Source organism: Paraburkholderia sp. NPDC080076, assembly GCF_050281145.1.
Lineage (GTDB): Bacteria > Pseudomonadota > Gammaproteobacteria > Burkholderiales > Burkholderiaceae > Paraburkholderia.
Genome location: NZ_JBNNWQ010000002.1, coordinates 977,365 through 1,001,099 on the forward strand (window position 1 = coordinate 977,365; position 23,735 = coordinate 1,001,099).

At 64.4% G+C, this 23,735-nt stretch carries 22 protein-coding genes; 17 read left to right on the forward strand and 5 right to left on the reverse strand.

Features of this window, described 5'->3' with window-relative positions; translation table 11 throughout:
* Positions 1 to 220 precede the first annotated feature (220 nt).
* The 5 genes from flhB to ACQKRQ_RS11730 all read left to right on the forward strand — a co-directional run bounded on the left by flhB (position 221) and on the right by ACQKRQ_RS11730 (position 7,469).
* Positions 221 to 1,444: a flagellar biosynthesis protein FlhB gene (gene flhB / locus ACQKRQ_RS11710; RefSeq protein WP_132376589.1), complete on the forward strand. Its 1,224-nt coding sequence runs from the start codon at positions 221 to 223 to the stop codon at positions 1,442 to 1,444.
* Positions 1,441 to 3,543 (forward strand): flagellar biosynthesis protein FlhA, encoded by a 2,103-nt coding sequence (flhA, locus tag ACQKRQ_RS11715; protein ID WP_132376590.1) that lies wholly within the window; start codon positions 1,441 to 1,443, stop codon positions 3,541 to 3,543. Before flhB ends, flhA begins: the two co-directional genes overlap by 4 nt.
* 328 nt (positions 3,544 to 3,871) lie before the next feature.
* Positions 3,872 to 5,845 (forward strand): flagellar biosynthesis protein FlhF, encoded by a 1,974-nt coding sequence (flhF, locus tag ACQKRQ_RS11720; RefSeq protein WP_427477037.1) that lies wholly within the window; start codon positions 3,872 to 3,874, stop codon positions 5,843 to 5,845.
* On the forward strand, positions 5,838 to 6,707 hold the full coding sequence (locus ACQKRQ_RS11725; protein WP_408176420.1) for an AAA family ATPase: 870 nt from the start codon (positions 5,838 to 5,840) through the stop codon (positions 6,705 to 6,707). The genes flhF and ACQKRQ_RS11725 overlap by 8 nt, the downstream gene beginning before the upstream one ends.
* 27 nt (positions 6,708 to 6,734) lie before the next feature.
* Positions 6,735 to 7,469 carry an RNA polymerase sigma factor FliA gene (locus ACQKRQ_RS11730; protein WP_132376593.1) on the forward strand — a complete coding sequence of 245 codons (735 nt, stop codon included), beginning with the start codon at positions 6,735 to 6,737 and terminating at the stop codon, positions 7,467 to 7,469.
* A 59-nt stretch (positions 7,470 to 7,528) separates the two neighbouring features.
* Here ACQKRQ_RS11730 and ACQKRQ_RS11735 read toward each other — a convergent pair whose 3' ends face one another.
* The 5 genes from ACQKRQ_RS11735 to flgA form a co-directional block, all read right to left on the reverse strand.
* Positions 7,529 to 7,939 carry a type II toxin-antitoxin system HicB family antitoxin gene (locus tag ACQKRQ_RS11735; RefSeq protein WP_132376594.1) on the reverse strand — a complete coding sequence of 137 codons (411 nt, stop codon included), beginning with the start codon at positions 7,937 to 7,939 and terminating at the stop codon, positions 7,529 to 7,531.
* Complete coding sequence (locus tag ACQKRQ_RS11740; protein WP_427477039.1) at positions 7,936 to 8,118, reverse strand: type II toxin-antitoxin system HicA family toxin; 183 nt, start codon at positions 8,116 to 8,118, stop codon at positions 7,936 to 7,938. The genes ACQKRQ_RS11735 and ACQKRQ_RS11740 overlap by 4 nt, the downstream gene beginning before the upstream one ends.
* Positions 8,119 to 8,430: 312 nt before the next feature.
* Complete coding sequence (locus tag ACQKRQ_RS11745) at positions 8,431 to 8,877, reverse strand: flagella synthesis protein FlgN (protein WP_132376596.1); 447 nt, start codon at positions 8,875 to 8,877, stop codon at positions 8,431 to 8,433.
* A gap of 94 nt (positions 8,878 to 8,971) precedes the next feature.
* A complete protein-coding gene (flgM, locus tag ACQKRQ_RS11750; protein ID WP_132376597.1) occupies positions 8,972 to 9,325 on the reverse strand; it encodes a flagellar biosynthesis anti-sigma factor FlgM in 354 nt (117 codons plus the stop codon).
* Positions 9,326 to 9,523: 198 nt separating this feature from the next.
* Entirely contained in the window at positions 9,524 to 11,032 is a 1,509-nt protein-coding gene (gene flgA / locus ACQKRQ_RS11755; protein WP_427477042.1) for a flagellar basal body P-ring formation chaperone FlgA, read from the reverse strand.
* Between the two features lie 217 nt (positions 11,033 to 11,249).
* Between flgA and flgB the strand changes: the two genes are divergently transcribed.
* From flgB to flgL, 12 genes are all read left to right on the forward strand, one after another.
* Positions 11,250 to 11,744 (forward strand): flagellar basal body rod protein FlgB, encoded by a 495-nt coding sequence (flgB, locus tag ACQKRQ_RS11760; protein ID WP_408207192.1) that lies wholly within the window; start codon positions 11,250 to 11,252, stop codon positions 11,742 to 11,744.
* Positions 11,745 to 11,837: 93 nt separating this feature from the next.
* Positions 11,838 to 12,263 carry a flagellar basal body rod protein FlgC gene (gene flgC, locus ACQKRQ_RS11765; protein ID WP_012434707.1) on the forward strand — a complete coding sequence of 142 codons (426 nt, stop codon included), beginning with the start codon at positions 11,838 to 11,840 and terminating at the stop codon, positions 12,261 to 12,263.
* Between the two features lie 10 nt (positions 12,264 to 12,273).
* A complete protein-coding gene (locus tag ACQKRQ_RS11770) occupies positions 12,274 to 12,987 on the forward strand; it encodes a flagellar hook assembly protein FlgD (protein ID WP_132376600.1) in 714 nt (237 codons plus the stop codon).
* Between the two features lie 43 nt (positions 12,988 to 13,030).
* Positions 13,031 to 14,542 (forward strand): flagellar hook protein FlgE, encoded by a 1,512-nt coding sequence (locus tag ACQKRQ_RS11775; RefSeq protein ID WP_132376601.1) that lies wholly within the window; start codon positions 13,031 to 13,033, stop codon positions 14,540 to 14,542.
* A gap of 20 nt (positions 14,543 to 14,562) precedes the next feature.
* A complete protein-coding gene (gene flgF, locus ACQKRQ_RS11780; RefSeq protein ID WP_408252571.1) occupies positions 14,563 to 15,321 on the forward strand; it encodes a flagellar basal-body rod protein FlgF in 759 nt (252 codons plus the stop codon).
* Between the two features lie 84 nt (positions 15,322 to 15,405).
* Complete coding sequence (gene flgG / locus ACQKRQ_RS11785) at positions 15,406 to 16,194, forward strand: flagellar basal-body rod protein FlgG (protein ID WP_012434703.1); 789 nt, start codon at positions 15,406 to 15,408, stop codon at positions 16,192 to 16,194.
* Between the two features lie 37 nt (positions 16,195 to 16,231).
* The gene (gene flgH, locus ACQKRQ_RS11790; RefSeq protein ID WP_427477175.1) at positions 16,232 to 16,930 is read left to right on the forward strand and encodes a flagellar basal body L-ring protein FlgH; all 699 of its coding nucleotides are present in this window, start codon (positions 16,232 to 16,234) and stop codon (positions 16,928 to 16,930) included.
* Between the two features lie 2 nt (positions 16,931 to 16,932).
* Complete coding sequence (locus tag ACQKRQ_RS11795) at positions 16,933 to 18,129, forward strand: flagellar basal body P-ring protein FlgI (protein WP_132376604.1); 1,197 nt, start codon at positions 16,933 to 16,935, stop codon at positions 18,127 to 18,129.
* Between the two features lie 12 nt (positions 18,130 to 18,141).
* The gene (gene flgJ / locus ACQKRQ_RS11800) at positions 18,142 to 19,134 is read left to right on the forward strand and encodes a flagellar assembly peptidoglycan hydrolase FlgJ (RefSeq protein ID WP_132376605.1); all 993 of its coding nucleotides are present in this window, start codon (positions 18,142 to 18,144) and stop codon (positions 19,132 to 19,134) included.
* A 337-nt stretch (positions 19,135 to 19,471) separates the two neighbouring features.
* Complete coding sequence (locus ACQKRQ_RS11805; protein ID WP_427477046.1) at positions 19,472 to 20,245, forward strand: flagellar brake protein; 774 nt, start codon at positions 19,472 to 19,474, stop codon at positions 20,243 to 20,245.
* Positions 20,246 to 20,514: 269 nt separating this feature from the next.
* Positions 20,515 to 22,488 carry a flagellar hook-associated protein FlgK gene (gene flgK / locus ACQKRQ_RS11810; RefSeq protein WP_427477048.1) on the forward strand — a complete coding sequence of 658 codons (1,974 nt, stop codon included), beginning with the start codon at positions 20,515 to 20,517 and terminating at the stop codon, positions 22,486 to 22,488.
* Between the two features lie 10 nt (positions 22,489 to 22,498).
* On the forward strand, positions 22,499 to 23,722 hold the full coding sequence (flgL, locus tag ACQKRQ_RS11815; protein WP_132376608.1) for a flagellar hook-associated protein FlgL: 1,224 nt from the start codon (positions 22,499 to 22,501) through the stop codon (positions 23,720 to 23,722).
* Positions 23,723 to 23,735: the final 13 nt, after the last annotated feature.

A 23,735-nucleotide genomic window follows, 5' to 3' on the forward strand; every position in this document is an offset into this window, starting at 1 on the left:
GCGCGCTTACACTGAGCGCGCCGCGCCGTCCCGGCACGCTCGCGTCGACCACACAGTCGCGGCGCAGCCAGCAAGCCCGACCGGCCGGCTTCCCGGCTGTTCCATCCCTCGAAATACCCCCCTTTCTCCGCCCTTATCCGCCGATCGGTGCTTGCGTCGAGCGGGAATAATCGCTCTCACTGGAAAGAGGCGCCGTGCCTCAGCCGACTGGAGAGCTTTTGTGGCAGAGGATAGCGACCTCGAAAAAACTGAATCAGCCACTCCCCGGCGCCTGCAGAAGGCGCGCGAGGAAGGGCAGATCGTGCGTTCGCGGGAGCTGTCCACGTTTGCCCTGCTGGCGGCGGGCTTCTTCGGCGTGTGGGGGATGTCCGGCAGCATCGGCGAACATTTGCAGAGCATGCTGCGCGCGGCCTTCACGTTCGATCACGCCAGCGCGTTCGAAACCCGCCGCATGATGATCGGCGCGGGCGTGGCGAGCCGCGAAGGGCTCTACGCGCTGTTGCCGATTCTCGGTTTCACCGGCGCGGCCGCCTTGTTCGCGCCGATGGCGCTGGGCGGCTGGCAGTTGTCGGCGAAAGGCCTCGAACCGAAGTTCAACCGCCTCAATCCGATCGCCGGCCTCGGCAAGATATTTTCGATCAACGGACCGATCCAACTCGGCATGTCGCTCGCGAAGACGCTGGTGGTGGGCGTGATCGGCGGCACCGCGGTCTGGAATCGCCGCGAGGAGATTCTCGCGCTGGCCACCCAGCCGCTGCATCTCGCGCTTGCCAACACCGTGCATCTGATCGCTGTGTGCTGCGGCATGACGGTGGCGGGCATGTTCGTCGTCGCCGCGATGGATGTGCCGTATCAACTGTGGCAATTCCACAAGAAGCTGCGCATGACGAAGGAAGAAGTGAAGCGCGAACACCGCGAAAGCGAAGGCGATCCGCACGTCAAAGGCCGGATTCGCCAGCAGCAGCGCGCGATTGCCCGTCGCCGCATGATGACCAACGTGCCGAAGGCCGACGTGGTGGTGACCAACCCGACGCACTTCGCCGTGGCGCTGCAATACACCGACGGCGAGATGCGCGCGCCGAAGGTGGTCGCCAAAGGCGTGAACCTCGTGGCGGCGCGAATTCGCGAAATCGCCGCCGAAAACAACGTGCCGTTGCTGGAAGCGCCGCCGCTCGCGCGGGCGCTGTATCACAACGTCGAACTGAACCGCGAGATTCCGGGCCCGCTGTATGGCGCGGTCGCCGAAGTGCTCGCGTGGGTGTACCAGTTGCGGCGCTTCAAGACCGAAGGCGGCGACGTGCCGCTCGCACCGACCGAACTCGACGTGCCCGCGGAACTCGACAAGGGCGGCGTATCGGACGACGAAGCCGAGCAGGAAGCCGCCGACACGCTCAACCCCGCTGTCAACCCAGATAACGACGACGCTTCAGGAGCCTCCGCATGAACGCTCGCGCCGGTTTCCTCGCTCGACGGCCGGATGCCTTGAGCAGCACCAATTTACGCGCCCTCGCCGGGCCGGTGCTGATCTGCATGATCCTCGGCATGATGATTTTGCCGTTGCCGCCGTTCCTGCTGGATCTGCTGTTCACCTTCAACATCGCGCTGTCCGTGATGGTGCTGCTCGTCAGCATGTACACGATGAAGCCGCTCGACTTCGCCGCGTTCCCGAGCGTGCTGCTGTTCTCGACCTTGCTGCGCCTCTCGCTGAACGTGGCGTCCACGCGGGTCGTGCTGCTCGAAGGCCACACCGGTCCCGACGCGGCCGGCCAGGTGATCGAGTCGTTCGGCCACTTCCTCGTGGGCGGCAACTTCGCGGTCGGTATCGTCGTCTTTATCATTTTGATGGTGATCAACTTCATGGTGATCACCAAGGGCGCGGGGCGGATCGCGGAAGTGTCCGCGCGCTTCACGCTCGATGCGATGCCCGGCAAGCAGATGGCGATCGACGCCGACCTGAACGCCGGCCTCATCAACGAAGAACAGGCCAGGAAGCGCCGCGCCGAAGTCTCGCAGGAAGCCGAGTTCTACGGCTCGATGGACGGCGCGAGCAAGTTCGTGCGCGGCGATGCGATCGCCGGTTTACTGATCATGGTGATCAACATCGTCGGCGGCTTGATCGTCGGGATGGTCCAGCACGGCATGGACTTCGCGTCCGCGGGCAAGAACTACACGCTGCTGACGATCGGTGACGGCCTCGTCGCGCAAATTCCGTCGCTGGTGATTTCGACGGCGGCCGGTGTGATCGTCTCGCGCGTCGCGACCAACGAGGACATCGGCACGCAGCTTACCGGCCAGTTGTTCACGAATCCGCGCGTGCTGGTGATCACCGGCTGCATTCTCGTGCTGATGGGCCTGATTCCGGGCATGCCGCACTTCGCGTTTCTGATTCTCGGCGGCGGTCTGATCCAGCTCGGCCGCACGATGAAAAAGCGCGCCGACGATCGCAAGAACACCACGGCACTCGTCGATGTCGCGCCGGCCGCGATGGCGCCGGTCGAAAACACCGAAGCGAGCTGGGACGACGTGACGATGATCGACACGCTCGGCCTCGAAGTCGGCTACCGGCTGATTCCGCTCGTCGACAAGAACTCGGACGGCGAACTGCTCAAGCGGATCAAGAGCATCCGCAAGAAGTTCGCGCAGGAAATCGGCTTTCTGCCGCCGGTCATTCATATCCGCGACAACCTGGAGTTGCGGCCGAACGGCTATCGCATCGCGCTCAAGGGCGTCGAAGTGGGTGTCGGTGAAGCGTATCCGGGCCAGTGGCTGGCGATCAATCCAGGCCAGGTCTCCGCCGCGCTGCCGGGCACGCCGACGCAGGATCCCGCCTTCGGCTTGCCGGCCATCTGGATCGATACGAACCTGCGCGAACAGGCGCAGGTGTACGGCTACACGGTCGTCGATTCGAGCACCGTGGTGGCGACGCACCTGAATCACCTCGTGGTCACGCACGCGTCGGAACTGCTCGGCCGCCGGGAAGTGCAGGCGCTGCTCGAGCGGATGCAGAAGGACACGCCGTCGCTGGTCGACGATCTGGTGCCGAAGTCGCTGCCGCTCACCACGCTGCAAAAGGTGCTGCAAAACCTGCTGGAAGAAGGCGTGCCGATTCGCGACATGCGCACGATCCTCGAAGCGCTGTCCGAACACACGCCGAAGATCACCGACGCGCACGACCTCACCGCCGCCGTGCGCCTCGCGCTGGGTCGCGCGATCACGCAGCAGTGGTTCCCGGGCATCGGCGACATGCAGGTGATGGGCCTCGATTCGAATCTCGAGCGGGTGCTCTCGCAGGCGCTCTCGACCGGCTCCAATCCGGGTCTCGAGCCGGGCCTCGCGCACACGCTGCTGAACGAAACCCAGAAGGCGATGACGCGTCAACAGAACCTCGGGCTCGCACCCGTGCTGCTCGTGCAGCATGCGTTGCGGCCGATGCTCGCGCGTTTCCTGCGCCGCAGCCTGCCGCAGCTGAAGGTGCTGTCGTATGCGGAAGTGCCCGACACGCGCAATATCAAGGTGGTGAATCTGATCGGCGCGCACGGCTGACTCGGCCAGCTCACCGCGGCCTGCTTCCGGCCGATGTCTCTTGCCGGCGCTCATCGAGCGCCGGTTTTCATTTCGGCGCCTGACTTTTCATGCCGCGAGCGGACGGCGGAGTCCATGCCGCGTTCGAGAAAGCGCCGCGGCGCGCGCGGGAAAGGCATGTTTAAAACCGCCGTGCGCATGACTTGCGGCGCGTTTCCATCGCCCGAATTGCCCACGTTTAACGGTCTTTATCCATCGATCGTGACTCGACGGGTTTCGCAATAATGATCTCAATGGGAAGCGGTATGTTGCCGGTCCGTTAGTCCGTTTACCTCATCGGGGGTCCAGCTTGAACATTCGTAAATTTGTCGGTGCTACCAGTCGTGATGCGCTGCGTCTCGTGCGCGAAGCGTTGGGCGCGGATGCCGTCGTACTGTCCAATCGCACGATGGACGACGGCAGCGTCGAGATCGTCGCACTGGCCGACAGCGACCTCGCCGCCATCACGCCGAAGGTTCCGCGCGCAGGCGCCGGCGCAACGCAGGCTGGATCGATGAATGTCATGGCTGGACAACCGGCGCTCGCCGCACCGCGTGCCATGCCGGCAACATCGGCGATGCAGGCGAATCCGTATGCGAGCGGCATGCCCGATGTGTTCTCGTCGGTGTTCGGCGCAAGCCCGGAAGCGGGCGCGGAGAATGCGGGCAACAGTTCGGTCCACGCCAATTCCATGCACGCCGATGAAGACGCGAACGACGCACCGGCCGCCATCATGAAGCCGGCCGCGAATGCGCCGAAGGCCGCATCGGCGGGCACGCCCAAAGCGCTGCCAGCCGCGCCGGTGAAGGCAGCGGCACCGGTCAAGCCAGCAGCGGCGTTGCCGTCGCAACCGATCGCCCTCGAACAACCGAGCGCCCGCGCCGCGGCGTCGCGTCTCACCGAAGACATCCGCGCCGATCTGCTCAAAGCGGCCGGCGTATCGGCTGCGCCGAGCGCGCCGAGCACCGACGCGCAAACGCCGCGCACGATGGCCGAATCGAATCCATGGTTGATCGACCACGCGCGCCGCATCGCCGCCGAACAGCAGCCGCAAGGCGCATACAGCGCGCGCCCCGCGGCGATGACGCCGGCCGCCGCGATGGCCAAGGGCCTCGGCGCCGCCGTCGAGCCGGGCAAGACCCCCGCACCGCAAGCCGTCGACACGCCCGACTGGGCGCGCGAAGGCGCGCAAGCCGCCGCGCGCCGCGCCGCGCAAAAAAACGCACCCGCGCCGTCCTCGAGCGATGACGCCCGCACGCCCGCTTCGGTCGCCGAAGCGATCAAGGCGCGCATGGAGCAGGTCGTCAACGACACCGTGATGAGCGAACTGTCGTCGATGCGCGGAATGATGGAAGAACACTTCGCCGGCTTGCTGTGGGGCGAGCGCCAGCGCCGCAATCCGGTGCGCGCCTCGCTCACCAAGCATCTGTTCGCCGCCGGTTTCTCCGCGCAGCTCGTGCAGATGATGGTCGACAACCTGCCGGACGACGTCGAGAACATGGAAGGCGGCATGGACTGGGTCCGCTCGGTGCTCGATTCGAACCTGCCGGTGATGGAAGACGAAGACGCGCTGATGGAGCGCGGCGGTGTGTTCGCGCTAATGGGCCCGACGGGCGTCGGCAAGACGACGACCACCGCCAAGCTTGCCGCGCGCTGCGTGATGCGCTTCGGCGCCAGCAAGGTCGCGTTGCTCACCACCGACAGCTACCGGATCGGCGGCCACGAACAACTGCGCATCTTCGGCAAGATTCTCGGCGTTTCGGTGCACGCGGTGAAGGACGGTGCCGACCTGCAACTCGCGCTCTCCGAACTGCGCAACAAACACATCGTGCTGATCGACACGATCGGCATGAGCCAGCGCGACCGCCTCGTCTCCGACCAGATCGCAATGCTGTGCCACGCTGGTCAGCCGGTGCAGCGCCTGTTGCTGCTCAACGCAACGAGTCACGGCGACACGCTCAACGAAGTCGTGCAGGCCTATCAGCGCGCGCCCGATCAACAGCCGCTCGCCGGCTGCATTCTGACCAAGCTCGACGAAGCCACCAATCTAGGCGGCGTGCTCGATACGGTGATCCGCTACAAGCTGCCGGTGCACTACGTGTCGACCGGTCAGAAGGTGCCGGAGAACCTGTACGTCGCGACGAGGAAATTCCTGATCAAGAGCGCCTTCTGCATACCGCGCGACAACTCGCCATTCGTGCCACACGACGACGACATTCCGGCTTTGCTGTCCGCTTTGTCCGCGCGTTCCACGTCCGAGTTGCACGAGGTCCGCTTTGGATAAGCTCATCTCCGATCAGGCAGAAGGACTGCGGCGGATGTTGGCTCGCAGCGGCTCGCGCGTGATTGCGGTGACGAGCGGCTCGGCCGGTGTCGGCTCGACGACGACGGTGGTGAACCTCGCCGCCGCGCTGGCGCAGCAAGGTAAAGACGTGCTGGTAATCGACGAATGCCTCGGCGAGAAGTCGGTGAGCGCGATGCTCGGCGGCGTGCGCGGCGCAGGCAATTTCGCCGCCGTGATGCGTGGCGAGATGACGCTCGACGACGCCGCCGCGCGGCACGCGCTCGGCTTCTCGGTGCTGGCCGCCTCGCGTCCTAACCGGGAAGGCCATACGGCTGCGGAGTTCGGTGTGGTGTTGCGGGGCTCCGCCGATGTCGTGCTGATCGACGCGCAACTCGATCCGCAAGGCCACCTGTCGGCGCTCGCGATGCAGGCGCACGACGTGATGATCGTCACGCGCATGGCCGCGCAGGCGATCACCGACGCGTACGCATGCATGAAGCGCCTGCACTACGGGCACGCCATCGCGCAGTTCCGCGTGCTGGTGAACCACGTGCAGAGCGCGAACGACGCGCATACCGCGTTTGCAAACCTGGCCGGCGTGGCCGGGCGCTACCTGACGGTGGCGCTGGAAGACGCCGGTTGTATTGCCGCCGACGGGCGGATGGCGCGAGCCCTGGAGTTGTCGCGTTGTGTCGTCGATGCGTTTCCATCGACACCGGCTGCGCGCGACTTCCGGCACCTCGCGGCCGAATTGCAGTACTGGCCGATGCGGCCAGCGATGTCGTCGCAAACGCCGTGGATGGCGCCTGCGACAGTTACAGCGGCGCAACACGCCGACCAACCGTCTGCGCAGCACGCCTAGAGGCGGCACAAGGACAAGGGGAGCACGATGTACAACGCTCAGGGAAAGATTTCCCAAGCCGAAGTTCTGACGAAGTACGCACCGCTCGTGCGTCGCCTCGGCTTGCAGCTCGTCGCCAAGATGCCGGCGAGCGTCGATCTCGACGATCTGATCCAGGCCGGCATGATCGGACTGCTGGACGCGGCAAGCCGCTACAAGGAAGACCAGGGCGCGCAGTTCGAGACTTACGCCAGCCAGCGGATTCGCGGCGCGATGCTCGACGAGTTGCGCAGCAACGACTGGTTGCCGCGCAGCTTGCGGCGCACCTCGCGTGAAGTGGAAACGGCGGTGCACAAGGTGGAACAGAACCTGGGCCGCTCGGCGAGCGAAACGGAGATTGCCGAGCACCTGCAAATGCCGCTCGACGAGTATCAGTCGATGCTGCAGGATCTGCACGGCAGCCAGTTGATCTATTACGAAGACTTCGACCGTTCGGCGGACGACGAGCCGTTCCTCGACCGCTACTGTGTCGATCACTCGGACCCGCTGTCGGCGCTGCTCGACGACAGCCTGCGCTCGGCGCTGGTGGAGGCGATCGACCGCCTGCCGGATCGCGAGAAGTTGCTGATGTCGCTGTACTACGAACGCGGCATGAACCTGCGCGAAATCGGCGCGGTGATGGAAGTCAGCGAATCACGGGTGTGCCAGTTGCACAGCCAGGCCGTGGCGCGTTTGCGCACGCGCTTGCGCGAGATGGCCTGGGCGAACGCCGAGGCGACCTGAAGTTCGATACTCGATGGTATGAATGAGCGGTGAGCGGGGCGTCGCGCATCCGCTTTTCCTCATGCCTCGGCCATTTCATGTTCCGCGGCCAGTGCCAGGAAGGCCGAGCGCGACATGCCACGCGCCTGGGCATAAGTGTCGATCTCCTGGACCAGCGCTTCGGGCAGCGAGATATTGATACGTACCGCTTTCTTCAAGGCGGGAATATTCCGGGTGGCGACAAGTCCCCACGTGAAATCCGCATAGTCGGGATTGCGCCGATGCTCTTGCAGCGTTCGTCGCGCGGGAATCGGCAAGCCCTCGTCGAGCAGCAGGTCCAGATGTGCCTCGATAGCCTCCTTGGCGTTCGCGTAGGCTTCCTCCAGTGTGTCGCCTGCCGCATAACAGCCCGGAATGTCGGGCACGATGACGCCGAACGCGTGATCCGCGCTACCCGGTTCAATCGCGATGGGGAAAGTCAGGTTTTTCATTTCAGGCCCGCCTGTTTCAGGATGCTGTTCAACGTGCCGGGCGGAAGGTCTTTCTTCGGATGCGGGATGGTCACGAGACCGGATCTTGCCGCGTGACGAAAATGATGGTGGCAGCCCGATATGCGGACCAGCTGCCAACCCGCCGCTTGAATGAGTTTCACGACCTCGGCACTTTTCATACTGCACTCCTCGAATCATACACACCATTACACAACCTCGCTAGTGCTTAGCACTCCGTTGATGCACGTCCGGATAGCCTTGAAAAAGCCCCGGGACGACGGAGCGACTCAGTAAGGGGGAAGCCGTGATTTCAACGCGGGTGGCGATTCCGCGCCACCTGGCCGGATGGCTAACGTGTGTGGGAAGGAGAGCGGCGTGATCGATACGGAATGCCTGAAAAGCAAAAAGGGCTCGTCAAAAGACGAGCCCTTTTCAATACAGCTGTTTCGGCCAGACCCGCGCGTCAGGCCATGCGGGTCCAACGACAGTCTTTACACGGTGGGACGCGCCGGAATCCGGCCATCTGGACCATAAAAACCGACCTTCTGCGGCACAGCCACCTGCAGCGCCGTGAGTGCCCGCTGGTTGTAGTCCATGCGCACGCGAATCAATTCACCGTTGCTGGTATTGCAGCGCCGCGCGCGTTCGGCGGCTTTCTGCAGCAGCGACCATTGCTCGGCGATTCGTGCGTCGGTACTGGCCGCGAGCTCCATGCCGGGCCAGCCGGCCGGAAAGCCCAGCTCGGCGAGCAGCCCGTCACGCGTGGCTTCGAGCTTGGCGAGCTCGCCGATCAGTTCGGTTTTCTTCTCGACGATCGGCGGCAGCAATTCCAGCGGCGACAAGGCAGTCAGCGCCTTGGTCTCGAGCGTCAGAATCGAGGCAAATGCCTCGACGGCCGAATATTCTTCGATGAGGGTGGCAAGCAGGGCGTCTTTCATCTCAACAACTCGCTGAACACGACGGCTCGCGAATGCTCCGCGAGCCGGGTTTGTCGAACGCCGCCCGGCACTTCACCGTACTTCGATGCGTCGATCAGTTGCCGGCCGACGAGGTTTTGCTTTGCAACAGTTCGCGTGCGGTGTTCAGCACGCCGTCGGCGATCTTGCCGGAATCGATCTTCAGCGAGCCGTCCTTGATGGCTTGCTTGATCGACTCGACGTGCGCCGTGTCGATATCGGCCGAGCCGGACGCCGCGAGGCTGCGCAGATGCTGCGACAGACCCGACAGGCTGACGCTGGCATCGCCCGAACCGCTGGTGGTGGTCTGCGAGGCCGTGCCCGCATTCTGCGCGTTGCTGTTCGCGGTCGTCGCGTCGCTTTGTTGCGAACGGGACAGGGCGTCTTTCAACGTCGGCAGATTCGAATTGGTTGTGGAATCGACTTTCACGATTGGCTTCCTGAACGATTTGATCCTTATAACGGCTACCGCTGATCAAAACTTTAGCGCAATCGATCAAGGCGTTACCTTTCCTTACATCTCCGGCCGACCCGTTGACCGGCCTGATTTCAGCGCTGCCCGTCGCGCCGCTGGCGCAAGTCGGGACGGGCCTTAAGCGATGAACCGGCAGGACGTGCGCATCCCGGCTCACAGCTGAATCTCCACGGTCGCGCCGTCTTTCACGATGCCGGAAATGATCTGGCCGTTGGCCGTCTTGACCCTCACCTGCTGGCCCGGCGACGCATTGTTCATCGCGCTGCCTTCCGCCGAAATCGCGAAACCATCGCCGGCCGCCACGACCCGCACCGTCTGTCCGATCGATACCGCCGACGCGCTTTTCAGCATGTCGCGGCGCAGCGGCATACCGCCGGCGACGCGCGTCAGCGTGACCGAGCCGACCGCTTGCGACGGATCCGTGACAATGGCCTGGGGCAAGCCGGTCAGGTCGCCGTCGCGTGCGACGAGGTCGGCGGCGGTGAGCACTTCGCCCGGCGCCATGGCGCGCGCGGCCAGATAGTAGGTGGCGTGCAGCGAGATGCGCGCCTGCAGATAAATGGTCCACGGGCGCTCGCCCGCGCAGCGCACGCCGACGGTCATGCGGCCCCACAGGCGCGCGCCGCTCGGCATGAACGGTTCGAGCATCGTGCAGTCTGCGAGGCCGCGCGGAAACGCCGGCGCCACGGTGATGTCGACCTTGCCGGGCAAACCGGCGGACTGCTGCTGCAGGAACGCGAGCGCGGCGCTGCGGATCGCTTCCGGATCTTGCTGGCCGGGCAGCGGCGCAGCTGGCGCGAGCGTCGCGGGGCGAAGATTCTGTTGCGCGACGGCGGGAGCGACTTGCCGCACTGTGGGTGTGCGAGCGATAGCAGCCGGAGCGGGCGCGGCCGTCGCAGCCGGCGCGACAGCGGCACGGGTCGCGACCGGCTTGCCATTCGCGCCCAACTGCGGCGGCTCTCCGCGTGAAGCGAGGCTATCGAATCCTGCCGCCGCGGAGGCCCCAGCGGCTGCGTTGAGCGGCGCATTGGCGGCCACCGGCTGAACGCCCGCGGCTTGCCGTGCGCCATTCGCCTGCGGCGCAGGCGTCACCACGACCGGAACCGCCTGACGCGAACCCGGCACGACGTTGACTCTGGCGACACCGTCCACGGCATTGCCACTGCCCGGCGCGGGAATCGTCACGACACCGCTGGCGTCGGGCTTGAAGCTGGTGCGAATCATTTGCGGCGCGGCCGGCGGTTCGCCCGCGCCCGGAATGACGATCGAGCCGCTCGCATTGGCGGCGCGCGTGAATGAATCGGCGTCGCGAGCCGTGGAATTCGGCGTCAGCGACTGCGCGGTGGCGGCGGCCAAGGTCGCGGCGGAGCCCGTGCGTTTTGCAGGCGCGGCTTGCATGTGCTCGGCCAGATCCGCGAGCGCGGCCGGATTCTTTTCTCCCGGACCCGGAATCACGATCGGGCCGCCGGCTTCCTGAGCCTGGGCGTTGACCGGCAGCAGCACGATGCCGCCGGCGACCCACACCGTCAGGCTCACCACAAGGCGAATCAGGAGACGCGAGGCCGTGCGCGCGGCACGCCGCGCGACGCCAGCGCCCGCACCCACGCGATGCGCCGCCGCGCAATTCGCGCGGTGCGTCGGATCGAAGGCGGGCTGGTCCATCGTGTTTCTCCATCGAATGCATCGGTACGCCTTGCATTCTAGTGAGCGCCCCCATTGCGCAAACGTTGAATAGAAGCCCCCTTTCCCGGTTATTCGTCCGATTGCCGCTTGCGTTCGGCCCATAAGATGCACCTCATGCAAAAAGGTCTTCCCGCCTGGTGCAGTCCTCACGCGAGGCATGCACGGGAAGCCTCGGGAACGTTCTCCGGAGATTCTTATGCTGGACAAACTCGATGCCGAATTCGCCTTTGGCCGTGAAGCGCTCGATGTACGCGCCTATCGGCAGGAGCTGCTGTCGTCGAATATCGCCAACGCCGATACCCCCGGGTACAAGGCGCGCGACGTCGACTTCGCCTCGTCGCTCGCCGGCGCGCTGAAGAAGAGCGGCGGCGCTACTGGAACCGCCGCGTCGAACAACGCGACGCTGGCGATGACGCAGCCCGCGGGTGTGACGAGCGGCATGTCGATGGTGTCGACCGCGCCGGGCCACATGGCCGGCAAGTCGACGCTGACGCCGACCGGCGGCACGTCCGACGACTACGGCAACCTGCAATACCGCGTGCCGACGCAACCCGCGCTCGACGGCAACACGGTCGACATCGATACCGAGCGGGTGCAGTTCGCGGACAACACGTTGCACTTCGAATCGGGCATGACGGTGCTATCCGGCCAGATCAAAACGATGCTGTCGGCAATCCAGTCGGGCTCGTAAGAAGCCACGGCGACAGACTCAGCAGTACGCAAGAACAATCGCTACGGGATTAACACTTGAGCCGGTTCGAACCGGCAGGAGAAGTCAGGAAACATGCCATCCCTGATGAACATTTTTGGTGTTGCAGGCTCCGCGATGTCGGCGCAGTCGCAGCGGCTCAACGTGACGGCGTCGAATCTCGCCAACGCGGACAGCACGACCGGCCCGGACGGCCAGCCGTACAAGGCCAAGCAGGTCGTGTTCGCGGTCAGCCCGCTCGGCGGCGCGCGCACGGCTTCCGGCCAGCAGGTTGGCGGCGTGCAGGTCACCGGCGTGGTCGACGACCCGACGCCGATGAAGACCGCCTACGACCCCGGCAATCCGGCCGCGAATTCGGACGGCTACGTCACGTTGCCGAACGTCGATCCGGTGCAGGAGATGGTCAACATGATCTCGGCCTCGCGCTCGTACCAGGCCAACGTCGAGACCCTGAACACCGCCAAGACACTGATGCTGAAAACGCTCACGATCGGAACCTGAGGAGAGCTCCTTGACCACCAACACCACCATTGGCGGCAGCGGCACGACTGTGTCGCAAACGCTGCTCGACACGATGAACGGCACGAACAGTGCCTCGAGTTCGACGGGCAGCACGTCCGGCACCTCGGCGACCGATCTGCAGAACACCTTCCTGCAACTGCTCGTCGCGCAGTTGAAGAACCAGGACCCGACCAATCCGATGGACAGCTCGCAGATGACCTCGCAGCTGGCGCAGATCAACACGGTCTCGGGCATCAGCCAGTTGAACACCACGCTCAGCTCGCTCGCCACGCAAATGTCGGCGGGCCAGCAGTCGCAAGCCGCGTTGCTGATCGGCTCGACCGTGCTCGCCCCGGGCAGCTCGGTGGCGGTCGCGAGCGGCAAGGCCGCCGCGTTCGGCGTGCAGCTCGCCAACTCGGTGGGCGATCTACAGGTCGTCGTGAAGAACTCGGCAGGTCAGATCGTCAACACGATCGACCTCGGCAAGCAGTCGGCCGGCACGATTCCGGTGGGCTGGACGCCGACCGACACGGCCGGCAATGCGCTGCCGGACGGCACCTACACGATCAGCGCGGTCGGCACGATCAACGGTCAACAGGCCACGGCCACCACGCTCACGGGCTCCACGGTGCAAAGCGTCGTCATGCAGCCCAACGGTACGCCGGGCCTCGTGCTGTCGAACGGCTCGACGGTCGGCTTGACCAGCGTCGCCGCCATCCTCTGATTCAGATTCTGTCAGTTACGACTTTCCAGATACGGAGACCGTCATGGGTTACCAACAAGGTTTGAGTGGTTTGTCAGCATCGTCGAGCGACCTCGACGTGATCGGCAACAACATTGCCAACGCGAATACGGTTGGCTTCAAGAGCGGCGCTGCGCAATTCGCCGACATGTACGCCAATTCCGTGGCGACCGCAGTGGGCAACCAGGTCGGCATCGGCACCAAACTCGCCGAAGTGCAGCAGCAGTTCTCGCAAGGCACGATCACCAGCACCAACCAGGCGCTCGACGTCGCGATCAACGGCAACGGCTTCTTCCAGTTGTCGAATAACGGCTCGCTGGTGTACTCGCGCAACGGCGTGTTCCAGCTCGACAAGAACGGCTTCATCACCAACGCGCAAGGCCTGCAGCTGATGGGCTATGCCGCGAACAGCTCGGGCATCATCAACACCGCGCAGACCGTGCCGCTCACCGTGCCGACCGCGAACATCGCGCCGCAAGCGACTACCAAGATCACCGCCGGCCTGAACCTGAACGCGCAGGATCCTTTGATGCTCGGCACCCCGGCCGTCACGCCGACGCTCGTCACGGGCAGCACGCTGACGACGCCGGGCGCGACCATCACGAACACCGCTTCGGGCACGAACAACGACAGCTACACCGTCAACTTCACGAGCCCGACGACCTACACGGTCACCGACACCACGCTCGGCACGACGTCCGCCGCCGCGACCTACACGGCGGGCACGGCGATCTCGCTCGGCAACGGCCAGACCATCACGTTCAACGGCGTGCCGGCGACCGGCGACAGCGTTGCGATCGCGCCGACCCCGGTGGCGTTCAACCAGAACAGCTCGTCGACGTACAACTACTCGACCAGCACGACGGTCTACGACACGCTCGGCGGCTCGCAGACGGTCAACATGTACTTCGCCAAGACGTCGGCCGGTACGTGGAACGTGTACGCCGGCACCTCGACGGGCACGGCGCAACTGGTCGGCCACGCGAACTTCAACTCGTCGGGCACGCTGCTCGGCACGACGGACGCGTCGGGTGTCGCCACCACCACGCCGTTTGCCTACAACTTCTCGATCCCGACTACCGACGGTTCGTCGACGCCGCAGAAGCTGACGCTGAACATCGCCGGCACGACGCAGTTCGGCGGCAAGGACGGCGTGAACTCGCTGCAGCCCGACGGCTTCGCCGCGGGCACGCTGACGAGCTTCACGATCGGCGCCGACGGCACGCTGACCGGCAACTATTCGAACCAGCAAACCGCGGCTCTCGGCCAGATCGTGCTGGCGAACTTCTCGAACCAGAACGGTCTCGTGAACCTCGGCAACAACGAGTTCCAGCAAACCTCGGCTTCGGGCGTCGCGCAGATTTCGGCGCCGGGCTCGACCAACCACGGCGTGCTGCAAGGCGGCGCGGTGGAAAACTCCAACGTCGATCTGACGAGTGAACTGGTGAACCTGATCACCGCGCAACGCAACTATCAAGCGAACGCGCAGACGATCAAGACCCAGCAGACCGTCGACCAGACCCTGATCAACCTGTAAGCGACCGGGACTAACCCATCATGGATCGGCTGATCTACACCGCGATGTCGGGCAGTACGCAGGCGCTCGAACAGCAGGCAATCGTCGCGAACAACCTGGCCAACGCATCGACCACCGGTTTTCGCGCGCAACTGGCGACTTTCCGCGCCGTGCCGATGTCGTTCGGCGACGGCAGTTCGATCAACGACAACACCACGCGCACCTTCGTGCTGTCGTCGACGCCGGGCGCGGACTACACGCCCGGGCCGATCCAGCAGACGGGCAACCCACTCGACGTGGCGATTCAGGGACCGGGCTGGCTGGCGGTGCAAACCGCCGACGGCGGCGAGGCCTACACGCGCGCCGGCAATCTGCATGTCGACGAAAACGGCCAAATTGTGAACGCCACCAATCAGGTGGTGCTCGGCAACGGCGGCCCGGTGTCGGTGCCGCCGGGCGCGGAAATCACCATCGGCAAGGACGGCACGGTGTCCGCGCTGACGCCGGGCGATCCGCCGACGGCGGTGGTGACGGTCGATCAGTTGAAGCTGGTGAATCCGGATCCGCAAACCATGACGCGCGGCGACGACGGCCTCTTTCGCACCGCCGACGGCAATGCCGCCGACGCCGATCCGACTGTCACGCTCGCGCCGGCCTCGCTCGAAGGCAGCAATGTGAATCCGGTCAGCGCGATGGTCTCGATGATCACCAACGCGCGCCAGTTCCAGATGCAGACGAAGCTGCTGGAAAGCGCCGACAAGAACGACCAGTCCGCCAACCAGCTGCTCAGCTTTAGCTAACGGGCGCGTAGGCGCAGCAAACAAGTTGCATGAGATCGGAGCAGGCGCTAAAGCGCCAACACCGATCGACACCGGAGAAGAACCATGAATCGCTCACTCTACATCGCCGCGACCGGCATGAATGCGCAACAGGCGCAGATGGACGTGATCTCGAACAACCTCGCGAACGTCAGCACCAACGGCTTCAAGGGCTCGCGCGCGGTGTTCGAGGATCTGCTGTATCAGACCGTCCGCCAGCCGGGCGCGAACTCGACGCAGAACACCGAACTGCCGTCCGGCATCCAGCTCGGCACGGGCGTGCAGCAAGTTGCTACCGAACGTCTGTACACGCAGGGCAATCTGCAACAGACCGGCAACTCGAAAGACGTCGCCATCAACGGTCAGGGCTTTTTCCAGGTGCAGATGCCCGACGGCACGACCGCCTATACCCGCGACGGTTCGTTCCAGACCAACGCGCAAGGCCAGCTCGTGACATCGAGCGGCTACCAGGTGATCCCGGCGATCACGATCCCGAACAACGCGACCTCGCTCACCATCGGCAGCGACGGCGTGGTGTCGATCACCGTGGCCGGCTCGACCAACAGCCAGCAGCTCGGCTCGATGCAGATCGCGACTTTCATCAACCCGGCCGGTCTGGATGCGAAGGGTGAAAACCTGTTCGCGGAAACCGCTTCGTCGGGCGCACCGAACGTCGCGCAGCCGGGCCTGAACGGCGCCGGCACGCTGAATCAGGGTTATGTGGAAGCATCGAACGTGAACGTGGTGCAGGAACTGGTGAACATGATCCAGACGCAACGCGCTTACGAAATCAACAGCAAGGCCGTGACGACCTCCGACCAGATGCTGCAGACCCTGAGCCAGATGCAGGTTTAAGGCTCGAGGGACTGGGAATTAACAGGCGGTAATGATGATGTCGCACTTCACTCGCAATCCGGTTCATTCGCGCACCGCTCAGGCGCTCGTGCAGCTCACGCTGCTCGCGACCCTGGGTGGCTGCGGCCTCGTGCCGAAGCAGCCGATCACGCAGCAACCGATGACTGCGCTGCCGCCGATGCCGCCGTCGGCGCAGTCGCCGGGCTCGATCTACAACCCGGGTTACGCGGGCCGTCCGCTGTTCGAAGACCAGCGGCCGCGCAATGTCGGCGACATCCTGACGATCGTGATCCAGGAAAACGTCAACGCGACCAAGTCCTCGGGCGCGGGCGTCAACCGCAGCGGCAACACCAACTTCGACGTGCCGACCTCCGGCTTTCTCAGCGGCCTGTTCGGCAAGGTCAACCTGAGTGCGAACGGCGCCAACAAGTTCGCCGCGACGGGCGGCGCGAATGCGTCGAACACGTTCAGCGGAGTGATCACCGTCACGGTGACCGGCGTGCTGCCGAACGGCAACCTGATGGTCAGCGGCGAAAAGCAGATGCTGATCAACCAGGGCAATGAATTCGTGCGCTTTTCGGGCGTGGTGAATCCCAACACGATCTCCAACCTGAACGCCGTGTACTCGACCCAGGTGGCCGACGCGAAGATCGAATATTCCGCGAAGGGCTATATCGACGAATCCGAGAACATGGGCTTCCTGCAGCGCTTCTTCCTCAACGTGTCGCCGTGGTGATCATGCGTACCGTCCTCTTCCGTATGCGCATCCGCATCCGCCTCGCACGATTCGCCGGTTTCGGCCGTGCCTTGGCCTTCGTCGCGCTCGCCTGCGCGGCGCTGCCGGCCGCCACGCCTGCTCATGCCGAACGGCTGAAGGACCTCGTGCAGATCCAGGGCGTGCGCGACAATCCGCTGATCGGCTATGGCCTCGTCGTCGGCCTCGACGGTACGGGCGACCAGACCACGCAAACGCCGTTCACCACGCAGACGCTCGCCAACATGCTGGCGAACCTCGGCATCTCGATCAACAACCAGGCGGCGGGTTCGAGCAACTCGCAGTCGTCGCTGTCGAACATCCAGCTGAAGAACGTCGCCGCGGTGATGGTGACGGCGGTGCTGCCGCCGTTCGCGCGTCCCGGCGAAGCGATCGACGTGACCGTGTCGTCGCTCGGCAATGCGAAGAGCCTGCGCGGCGGCACGCTGCTGCTTACGCCGCTGAAGGGCGCCGACGGCCAGGTGTATGCGCTCGGCCAGGGCAATCTCGCGGTCGGCGGCGCCGGCGCAAGCGCCAACGGGAGCAAGGTGCAGGTGAACACGCTGGCCGCGGGCCGCATCGCCGGCGGCGCGATTGTCGAACGCGCGGTGCCGACTTCGGTGTCGCAAGCGGGCACGATGCAGCTCGACCTGAACGAAATGGACTACGACACCACGCAGCGCGTGGTGGCCGCGGTGAACAATGCGTTCGGCGGCGGCACGGCAACCGCGCTCGACGGCCGCACGATTCAACTGCGTGCGCCGAGCGATCCGGAGCAGCAGGTCGCCTTCATGGCGCAGTTGCAGAACCTCGACGTCAAGCCGGCGCAAGCCGCCGCGAAGGTGATCCTGAACGCGCGCACCGGCTCGATCGTGATGAATCAGATGGTCACGCTGCAGAACTGCGCGGTGGCGCACGGCAACCTCTCGGTCGTGATCAATACGCAGCCGGTGGTGAGCCAGCCGGGCGCGTTCTCGAACGGCCAGACGGTGGTGGCCAAGCAGTCGCAGATTCAGATGAAGCAGGACAACGGCGCACTGAAGCTGGTGACAGCCGGCGCCAATCTCGCCGAAGTGGTGAAGGCGCTCAACGCATTGGGTGCGACGCCCGCGGATCTGATGTCGATCCTGCAGGCGATGAAAGCGGCGGGCGCTCTGCGCGCCGACCTGGAAATCATCTAAGGAAGACACAGGATGAATTCGGATACGACCAATTCCGCCGCTTCGGCGAACGACCTGACCCAGCGCTTCGCGCTCGACGTGCAGGGTTTCGCGAAGCTGAGCGCGCAAGCCAAGGCGTCGCCGCAAGCCGGCATGAAGATGGCCGCGCAGCAGTTCGACGCGGTGTTCACGCAGATGATGTTGAAGAGCATGCGCGACGCGACCCCGCAAGACGGTCCGTTCGATTCGCACGACAGCGCCACCTTCACGTCGATGATGGATCAGCAGTTGTCGCAACAGATGTCGCAAAAGGGCATTGGCGTGGCTGACGCAATGCTCAAGCAACTGATGCGCAATCAAGGCATGCAGGTGGGCGGCGGTGCGGGTGGTTTGACCGGCATGGCTAACTCATTGGGCGGCGGCAGCGGCGGCGGCGACGAAGGCCAGACCGCGGCGCTGAACGCGCTCGCCAAGGCGTACGGCAATGCGCAGGCCAACGGCCAACTGGCGATGGGCAAGGGCTACTCGGCCAACAGCGCGCTCACTCCGCCGCTGAAAGGCGACGGCAGCTCGCCGAAGGTCGACGCTTTCGTCGACAAGCTCGCGCAACCTGCGCAAGCCGCCAGCGCTGCGACCGGCATTCCGGCGCGCTTCATCATCGGCCAGGCCGCGCTCGAATCGGGCTGGGGCAAGAGCGAGATCAAGAAGGCGGACGGCTCGACCAGCCACAACGTGTTTGGCATCAAGGCGAGCAAGGACTGGACCGGCAAGACCGTGTCGACGGTCACAACCGAATATGTGAACGGCAAGCCGCAGCGCGTTGTCGAAAAATTCCGCGCGTACGACTCGTATCAGGAAGCCATGACCGATTACGCGAGCCTGCTCAAGGGCAATCCGCGTTACGCGCAGGTGATCAATTCGGCGCATGACGTGAACGGCTTCGCGAATGGCATGCAGCGCGCCGGTTACGCGACCGATCCGCACTACGCGAAAAAACTGATGTCCATCATGCAGAAGATGGGCTGATCCGCAGTGACCGCAGTTCGAATCAACCGATCACTTAACCGAATCAAAACCATGCACGCGACGGGGCCAGGTGCATGGCAAGACGGACGAGGCCGGCCGCCCACGGGCGGCCGGTCCACCCGCGAGAGGCATGGCGCGTTTTAACGTTTGCGGCAAATAATTCATTACAGGCCCCTAAATTTTGGCCGGATGCTGCCGCTAATCAGTTAGACCCAATACCGGAAAGCGTTGTAATGTCCGGTTGGGATGCGCGTGCTGCGGCTTCGATGAAGACCGCGCGAAAGCCCCGGCAGGAGCCCTGGCACGCGCCCGCAAGAACATGCATACCGGCAAGCCCATGGATACTACCCAGTCGAACGGCCAGACCGACACACACGGCCAGCTGCACGCTCCGACCGACGAAGGCGGCAACGATTTCGGCCGTCGCAATCCGCTGGAGATCGGCGTCCAGTTACGCAATCTCGTCAATCGCGGCGATTTCCTCACCGTTCAATACGCAGGCGGACAGCTCGTCACGCGTCTACTCGACGTCGACGTGCGCGGCCGCAGCTTCACGTTCGATTGGGGCGCGTTGTCCGATCAGAACAAAGGCTTGCTGAGCGCGCCGCGCTGCCAGTTCCACGCGCAGCCGGACGGCGTGCGTGTCGAATTCGCCACCGGCACGCCGCGCGAGACCCGTTTCGAAGGACTGCCCGCATTCGAGGCCGATTTCCCCGAGGTGCTGTTTTACGTGCAGCGCCGCGAGTACTTCCGCGTCGATGCGCCGATTCTCGATCCGTACGTATGCTCCGGCCGTTTGCCCGAAGGGGATTCGTTCCGCTTTGAAGTGCACGACCTGTCGCTCGGCGGCGTCGGCATGCGCACCTCGGACGAACGCGTGGCCGAATTGCCGATGGGCACGCGCCTGCTCGATTGCGAGCTGTCGCTCGGCGCGCTTGGCCGGCTCTCGCTCGATCTGCAACTCGTGTCGCATCGCTCCACCGCGTTGCCGAACGGCACGCAGCGGTTCCAACTCGGCTTCCGCTTTCTGACGCTGCCGGGCAGCGCGGAAAACACGCTGCAACGTCTGATCACGCAGCTCGAGATGAAGCGCCGTTCGCTGGTGCGCTGATTGAAATGTTGGATCCGCGGTGCGTGAGAGGGGTGGCTTGCGCACCGTGTTCGCTTGCCGGCTCATCGTCACATCCTTGTCACCTGTTTTCCGTACCGGCGCGCGTCTCTGCGCGATGGGTGACAAGCCCGGCAGGCAAGCCTCGCAAACGTTGAAACAAACGTCGAACACGCATCGGAATGACCTCAATTTTTCCTTGTTGAGGCCGTTAAACAAGATGTTCAAGTAACGCGGCGGCATGTGTACGGTGTCGCCCTTCAGGATGACGCATGTCCAATCTCATCAATCTCGGCCTCAGTGGACTGAACGCAGCCCAGTGGGGACTCACGACGACCGGCCAGAACATCAGCAACGCGTCGACGCCCGGCTACACCATCGAAAGGCCGGTGTATGCGGAAAGCGGTGGCCAGTACACGGGCTCGGGCTATCTGCCGCAAGGCGTCTCGACCACGACCGTGACGCGCCAGTACAGCCAGTATCTGACCACTGAGCTGAACAATGCGCAGAGCTCGGGCAGCGCGCTGTCGACGTACAACACGCTGATCTCGCAACTGAACAACCTGATCGGCAGCCCGACCGCCGGGATTGCAAGCGCGATCACCGGCTACTTCACCGGCTTGCAGAACGTCTCGAACAACGCGTCGAGCCTGGCTACGCGTCAGACCGCGATGAGCGGCGCGCAGACGCTGGTGAACCAGATCAACGCCGCGGGTCAGCAATACGACGCGCTGCGCCAGAGCGTCAACACGCAGCTCACCAACACCGTTTCGCAGATCAACAGCTACACGCAGCAGATCGCGCAACTGAACGGTCAGATCGCCCAGGCCAGCACGCAAGGCCAGCCGCCGAACCAGCTGATGGATCAGCGCGATCTCGCCGTGTCCAACCTGTCGCAACTGATCGGCGTGAACGTCGTGAACAGCAACGGCAGCTACAGCGTCTTCATGAGCAACGGCCAGCCGCTGGTGTCCTCCAACAACAGCTACAACCTGGGTACGGCGCCTTCGACCGGCGACACCAGCGAATTGTCCGTTCAGTATCTCGGCCAAGCGGGTGCGAACCCGGCAGCCGCGCCGCAGAACCTGCCCGACAGCAAGATCGACGGCGGCACGCTCGGCGGCCTGCTCGCGTTCCGCAGCCAGACGCTCGATCCGGGCGAGGCGCAACTCGGCGCGATCGCCGTGAGCTTCTCCGCGCAGGTCAACGCGCAAAACGGGCTGGGCATTACGCTCGCCGGCGCCAAGGGTGGCGCGCTGTTCTCAGTGGGCGGCCCGACGGTCTATGCGAATACGCAGAACACCGGCAATGCGTCGCTGAACGTGTCGTTCGCGAATCCCACGCAACCGACCACCGGCGACTACACGCTCGCCTACAACGGCACCACCTATACGTTGACCGACAATTCGACGGGCAGCGTGGTGGGTTCGGCGACCAACCTGAGCCAGCCGATCAACGGCCTGAATTTCTCGACCACCGGGACGATGAATCCTGGCGACTCGTTCACGGTCGAGCCGACCCGCGGCGCGCTGAACAGCTTCGCGACCGCCACGACCGACGCATCGGCGATCGCCGCGGCCGCGCCCGTGCTGGGCGCGGCCGCGTCGAGCAACACCGGCACCGGCACGATCACGCAGGGCACGGTGACGGCCGGCTACACCATGCCGAACTCGACCACCACGCTGTCGTACGACGGCACGGGCCTGTCCGGTTTCCCGGTCGGTTCGACGGTGACGGTGGCCGGTTCCCCCGCTACCACGTATTCGATCACCAGTGCGACGACCGTGGTGCCGTATTCGTCGGCCACCGGCGCTTCGCTGACGATCAACAACACGACCGCCGGCCAGATGAACAACGTCTCGGTGACGATCAGCGGCGCACCGGCGGCCGGCGACAAGTTCACCATCGGCCCGAACACCGGCGCGAACAACGACGGCCGCAACGCACTGGCGCTGTCGAATCTGTCCACTGCGAAATCGCTGTCGGGCGGCACGGTCACGCTGACGGGCGCGTATGCGAACTACGTCAACAATATCGGCAACCAGACCAATCAGATTCAGACGTCGAGCACCGCGCAAAGCTCGCTGGTGACGCAGATCACCACCGCGCAGCAGTCGGTTTCCGGCGTGAACATCAACGAAGAAGCAGCCAACCTGCTTCAGTATCAGCAGCTGTATCAGGCAAACAGCAAGGTCATCCAGACCGCGCAAACCCTGTTCCAGACGATACTCGGCATCTTCCAGTGAGGCGTTGACAATGCGCATCTCCAGCACGCAGTACTTCAACATGAACGTCGCGACGATGAGCGATCAGCAAGCTCAGTTGTCGCAGTTGTATGCCGAGATTTCGAGCGGCGTGAGCCTCTCCACGCCATCGGACAATCCGCTCGGCGCGGCGCAGGCCGTGCAGTTGAGCTCGACGGCGACGACCCTGTCGCAATACACGACCAATCAAGGCACCGCGCTGGCTTCGCTGCAGCAGGAAGACACCACGCTCGGCAGCGTCAACACGGTGCTGCAAACCATCCATACGCTGGTGCTGCGTGCCGGCGACGGTTCGCTGAACGATGGCGACCGCGGTTCAATCGCGACGCAACTGCAAAGCTTGCGCAGCCAGCTGATGACGCTCGCCAATTCGACCGACCCGCAAGGCAACTACCTGTTCGCCGGTTATCAAAGCAGCGCGCAGCCGTACACCACGAATTCGGCCGGCGTCGTGACCTATTCCGGCGACACCGGCACGCCCGGCGTGCAGATCACCGACTCGCACGTGGTGCAGACCGGCGACAACGGCATTGCGATCTTCGGCAGCGTTGCGCCGATCGGCACCAGTTCCGTGCCGGCCGCGAAAACCGGCAACACCGGCACGGGCGTGATCAGTACGGTGAGCCTGAACAACCCGACCGATCCGACCAACGCGGACAAGTATTCGATCGACTTCTCGTCGGCGACCACCTATACCGTGAGCCAGACCGATCCGGCGACCGGCGCGGTGACCACGAGCGCGCCGCAAGCGTTCACGGCCGGTTCGGCGATCACGCTCGGCGGCCAGTCGGTATCGATCACCGGCGCGCCGAACGCGGGCGACAGCTTCACGGTGACGCCGGCCACGCAAGGCAGCATGGACGTGTTCGCCAATCTGAGCCAGTTGATCACCACGTTGCAAACGCCGGTGTCGGGCGGCGCTTCGACGGCCAGCTTCCAGAGCGCGCTGACCACCAGCATGACCCAGCTCGAGAACACGATGAACAACGTCGTGACGGCGCAAGCAGCAGTGGGTGGCCGCGAGCAGGAAGTGCAGGCATTGCAGACGGTCACGCAGACCAACACGCTGCAGACGTCGAGCAATCTCGCGGATCTGACGCAGACCGACATGGTCAAGACGATCGGCAAGTACACGATGACGCAGGCCGCACTGCAAGCGGCGCAGCAGGCGTTCGCGAAGATTCAGAATATCTCGCTGTTCCAGTACTTGAACTGATAGCACGAGCAGT